Source organism: Pantoea sp. E956-1, assembly GCF_982223955.1.
On record NZ_CEUYZP010000020.1, the window covers coordinates 1 to 4,749 of the forward strand.

At 51.4% G+C, this 4,749-nt stretch carries 8 protein-coding genes; 7 read left to right on the plus strand and 1 reads right to left on the minus strand.

All coding sequences use genetic code 11. The features are described from left to right. On the plus strand, window positions 1-261 hold a 261-nt coding region (locus AC0T7J_RS24860; RefSeq protein ID WP_473798328.1), incomplete at its 5' end, for a hypothetical protein. Between the two features lie 57 nt (window positions 262-318). On the opposite strand, the gene AC0T7J_RS24865 is transcribed toward AC0T7J_RS24860, so the two are convergent. Then, on the minus strand, window positions 319-1,032 hold the full coding sequence (locus tag AC0T7J_RS24865) for an XRE family transcriptional regulator (protein WP_192034089.1): 714 nt from the start codon (window positions 1,030-1,032) through the stop codon (window positions 319-321). A gap of 105 nt (window positions 1,033-1,137) precedes the next feature. Here AC0T7J_RS24865 and AC0T7J_RS24870 point away from each other — a divergent pair, with 105 nt between their 5' ends. The 6 genes from AC0T7J_RS24870 to AC0T7J_RS24895 all read left to right on the plus strand — a co-directional run. Continuing rightward, window positions 1,138-1,365 carry a transcriptional regulator gene (locus AC0T7J_RS24870; protein WP_191942471.1) on the plus strand — a complete coding sequence of 76 codons (228 nt, stop codon included), beginning with the start codon at window positions 1,138-1,140 and terminating at the stop codon, window positions 1,363-1,365. A 113-nt stretch (window positions 1,366-1,478) separates the two neighbouring features. Next, complete coding sequence (locus AC0T7J_RS24875) at window positions 1,479-1,754, plus strand: CII family transcriptional regulator (RefSeq protein WP_473798333.1); 276 nt, start codon at window positions 1,479-1,481, stop codon at window positions 1,752-1,754. A 135-nt stretch (window positions 1,755-1,889) separates the two neighbouring features. Beyond that, window positions 1,890-2,750: a replication protein gene (locus tag AC0T7J_RS24880; RefSeq protein ID WP_473798336.1), complete on the plus strand. Its 861-nt coding sequence runs from the start codon at window positions 1,890-1,892 to the stop codon at window positions 2,748-2,750. Then, window positions 2,750-4,138, plus strand: a complete 1,389-nt coding sequence (locus AC0T7J_RS24885) for a replicative DNA helicase (RefSeq protein ID WP_473798345.1) — start codon at window positions 2,750-2,752, stop codon at window positions 4,136-4,138. The genes AC0T7J_RS24880 and AC0T7J_RS24885 overlap by 1 nt, the downstream gene beginning before the upstream one ends. Window positions 4,139-4,322: 184 nt before the next feature. Next, window positions 4,323-4,532 (plus strand): hypothetical protein, encoded by a 210-nt coding sequence (locus tag AC0T7J_RS24890; protein ID WP_473798339.1) that lies wholly within the window; start codon window positions 4,323-4,325, stop codon window positions 4,530-4,532. Next, on the plus strand, window positions 4,529-4,749 hold a 221-nt coding region (locus AC0T7J_RS24895), incomplete at its 3' end, for a hypothetical protein (RefSeq protein WP_473798342.1). The genes AC0T7J_RS24890 and AC0T7J_RS24895, both read left to right, overlap by 4 nt.

A 4,749-nucleotide genomic window follows, 5' to 3' on the forward strand; every position in this document is an offset into this window, starting at 1 on the left:
CATACCATCTATCACTGCGCCGCTGCGACTTACGTTGCGATCCCGGTGCGCATCAGCCTGCGCATTCATCCAATCCCGAAGCACTCGCCTCGGCCTGTGTATTCACAGGGTCATATTGTTAAAGAGCTGATATCCGTTTCTTGTTGCCCCAGCGTCCTGCTGATGGATGTATTTAAAACCATGGTTGTAATTATGTCAACAACTATGGTTGTAATAAATATCAATATGGTTGTTTTGTGGTTGTTTCAGAAGGGAAAATAGTTTTGAAAAAAATAGAAGGGTAATAAAAAACCCGCCGTAGCGGGTTAGTTGGAGGGGTTACACGTCCAGAACTGACCACCAGAAGACGCGGCCCATCACCTCGACCTTGTTCTCTGGCATTTCTTCATCTGCATATTCGTCGCGGTTAAAGCTTCTGACAACGATCATGCCACCGGGCCTTCGATAGAGTTGCTTTATACGCTTCAGGCCATCCTGATTGATAGCGTAGAGCTTGCCATCGATAATCTTTTTATTGTGGCAGTCCACTGCAACGGTAGTTCCGCTCGGGATGATCGGCTCCATACTGTTGCCGTATGCAGGGAAGCATATTACGCCATCTCCGCTGGAGTCAGCGCCCACCTTGCGCAAAGTCGATTTAGAGAAACGAAGCATAAACCCGTTGTTATCCTCTTCCGCAAAGCTTCCGTGTCCGGCAGCCAGCTCAATATCCTTGTAATACGGTACCTCTACTTCGTCAGAGCGCAAAGGGGTGTTCAGATCCCAGGGGTCGACGGGCACAACATCATAGCTGCCCGGAATTTCACTCACGCGAGTTGAGGACTTCATATCGCCGTTCTCGTCAGACAGCCACTCGGGCCTTACATCTAACGCACGGGCAATTTCTACCAGCTTGGTCGAGCTCTTAGCCTTACCAGATGTCAGTTTTTGGATGGCAGCCTGGGACACGCCGATCCGCTCAGCAAGTGATGCCTGAGTAATGTTTGCGTCGCGCATAGCGACTTTAAGTCTATCAGCAAGTGTCATTTTCATGCCGCTAAAATACAACCGCAGTAATATCGAATCAAACAACTAAAGTGGTTGCATAATAACAACCATAGTTATATATTTATCTCATATTACAACGGAGGTGGTTTTATGAACCCAGTGATTAAAACTGCCATTGCAATTGTTGGCACGCAAAAAGGATTAGCTCAAGCGTGCGGCGTTAGTCAGGCGGCCGTTCAGAAATGGCTGCACAACAAAGCAAAGGTAGCGCCACAAAACGTTGCTTCTCTGGTAGAGGCAACTAAAGGGAAGGTTAAGGCATATCAGGTTCGCCCAGACCTCCCGGATTTGTTCCCGCATCCTAACAAGGCTGCATAGTTTTTCCGCTCTTTATCAATCTGACCTCCCTCGGAATACCAGGGAAAAACCCAAGTGACGATGCTCACTGCAATGTCACGTAACTACTTAACCAACAAAAGGAATACTAACTGATGGAACGCGCAAAGAAACGCAACGAGGCACTGCGCATTGAAAGCGCCTTGCTTAACAAGATCGCCTTAATCGGCACAGAGAAAGCTGCTGAAGCTATCGGGGTTGATAAAGCTCAGATAAGCCGGTGGAAACGAGACTGGATCCCCAAGTTATCAATGCTTCTTGCGGTGCTGGAATGGGGTGTTGTGGATGATGAGATGGCTCACCTAGCCAGACAGGTGGCAAGCATTCTCACCAAAGAAAAAGCGCCGAATGCTGGAACATTCGACGCCTGATAGCAATTTGCGAACACAAATAACTGGAGGAAATTATGCCAGGACTAACTGGATATGTAAACAGTAAAGGGGGCAGTTATGTCAACTGCTGAACTTTTTGATTTCAACGCAGCTCGCAAACACAGGAGCGCAAGGATGGAAAACCAAAAGCAGGGGCATTTTGCACTGTTCCGGAGTCTTCTGTCCAAGGACTGGGCCAAAGATACAGCCAAGCTGGCAATGTGGATTCGGCTTATCGGTGAGGCTTCCTACAGGCCACGCACAGTAGATTTTGCTGGCAAAGAATGGAATCTTCAACCCGGCGAACTGGTGACCACAGCGGCGATTATGGGCCGTAAATTACGTGATCAGGATGGCACGGAAAAGAGCCCGCAGGCGGTGACCAGAATGATTAATTTCTTCGCCAGAGAAGGGATGATCACCACCAAGGGGACACGCTTTGGCACGGTGATCACCATCACGAATTATGCCGAATATCAGGTCATTTCAGCCGATGAACCTCGCGAAAGACCATCCGATAACAACAAACCCAGCACTGGCGCGGCTTTGAATGCTGTACCCGATGAACCATCCGATAAACCATCCGATGAACAGAACAAGAAGTTACTAGAACAAGAACTAAAAGATAAAACCCCCCATACCCCCAAAGGGGGCTTGGAAGGTGATCAGGTTAAACCTGAAAAGCGTCGGGCAGAGCGAATTGATTACGAATCTTACCTGGTTGCCTACAACGAGGAGGTTGGTGAAAAACTTCCACACGCTGTATCAGCCAACACCCAGCGTCAGCGCCGCCTGAAAAAACTTATCCCTCAGCTCAAAACCCCAAACGTTGCCGGGTTCCGGTCTTACGTTCGCGCATTCGTCTGCCAGGCCAAGCCGTTTTACTTCGGAGCAAATGAATCTGGCTGGTCAGCAGATCTGGATTATCTCCTGCGTGAAACAACGCTGACCGGCGTCAGGGAAGGCAAGTTTGCAGACCACAAGGAGCCAGCATGATTAATACCGATATCGAAGCCAGCGTGATTGGCGGCCTGCTGATTGGCGGATACACGCCGGATGCCAGTGACGTCATCTCAACACTGGATGAAAGCGCATTTAGCGTAGACCTGTACCGCCGCGCATTTGGCGAGATTAAGCGCCAGGCGAAACAACGCAGCCTGATTGACGGCATGATGGTTGCCGAAGCCATGGGTGACGAGTATTTCGGTCACGTCATGGAGACCATGCGCAAATGCCCTTCAGCAGCAAACCTGAAAGGCTATGCCCGCGTGGTGGCCGACTATCACAAGGTGCGCCGGTTCACTGAGCTTATGGACGCTGGCAAGCGTGAAATCACTTCAGCCGGTAACCACGAGATTGCTCTCACCGCTATCAGCCAGTTCATGGCATCACTCACCGATATCGACCGACCTGGTGATGAGATCAGGCCGATGCATATCCGTGACGTTCTGGATGGATATCAGGAGCTGCTTGAGAAGCGCGTTCGTCAGGGTGAAGAGTCCGACACACTGAAGACAGGCATTCCTGAGCTTGACCATATCACCGGTGGCATCAACTCCGTCGACCTGGTCATCGTTGCTGCGCGCCCTGGCATGGGTAAAACGGAATTTGCGCTTACCGTAGCTGAAGGTGTCGGCCGGCAGAAACTACCGGGCAGCAATCAGAAACGCGGGGTGCTGATTTTCAGCATGGAGATGGACGCTAATCAGGTCGTTGAGCGGCAGATAGCCGGTGCGGGAAACCTGCCAGTTTCAGCGCTACGCAACCCTGCAAAGATGAACGATGAAGGCTGGGCGAAGGTAACAAACGGACTTGGACGCCTGTTAGAGCTGGATGTGTGGATTGTCGATGCCAGCAAGATGAACGTTGAGCAAATCCGCGCCATTGCAGAACGCCACAAGCGCAATAACCCGGCGTTGTCACTCATCCTGGTGGATTACCTCGGGCTGATTGATAAGCCAAAAGCTGAACGTAACGACCTCGCTATTGCACACATCTCAGGAAGCCTGAAGCGCATTGCAAAAGACCTGAAGACGCCGGTTATGTCACTCAGCCAGCTATCCCGAGATGTTGAGAAGCGCCCGAAAGGTCAGCGGCGCCCGACCAACGCCGACCTGCGCGACTCCGGCAGCATTGAGCAGGACGCCGACAGCATCATCATGCTCTACCGCGAAGCCGTCTATGACGAGGAATCACCTGCTGCGAACTATGCAGAAATCATCGTCACCAAGAACCGCTTTGGACAGCTCGGAACCGTTTATCAGGCTTTCAACAACGGACACTTCCAGCCAACGGATCAGGAAGCCGCAGCAAAACTATGCCGCGCTCGCCCTGAGCAAACCCAGCAACAATCACGCCGCTACAACAAAGGGGCTGACGTATGAATTTAACCTACGAAGATTCAGAAGTGATTGCAGCATATCTCTGCGCAGACCGGCCACAGTACAGAGGACCGGTATTCATCGATCTCAGCAAGCTGGAAGACCTGCACATGCGGAGCGCTCAGGCTCACGTTCGCTACGCACTTATGTTTGCATCAGGAAAGTGGACATCGACCGGGAGGGCAGCATGACACAGGTAACTCAACTGGTCATCACACCACCGCTGATGCGTCAAGCACGCAACATGACGCTGGCAATCATCGAATTGGCTAAGAAGCGCGACCTGACGCCCGAGCAATTCCGGGACCGCCTGCACGCTATCGACATGCTGGCGCGTGAGGCACACGACACGATTGTTGATGCTGAGTTTGAGCAGGAAGAAAGGAGTCACCAATGAACAAGTTAACCGCTGAGAAGTGCAGAGAGTTCATCAGCGTTTTCAAATCGCTGGAAAAAGAAGGTCATCTGGCATTGACCAGTGGATACCACCTGCAAGCCCTTGAGATTGCACTCCCCATACTGGAGCAGCAGGAGCGGGGTGATGGAGAGTGGATTGAATGGGAAGGAAGAGAAATTCCTGGAGCCGTAAAAGGCCGAGCCGTCCAGGTTCGTTA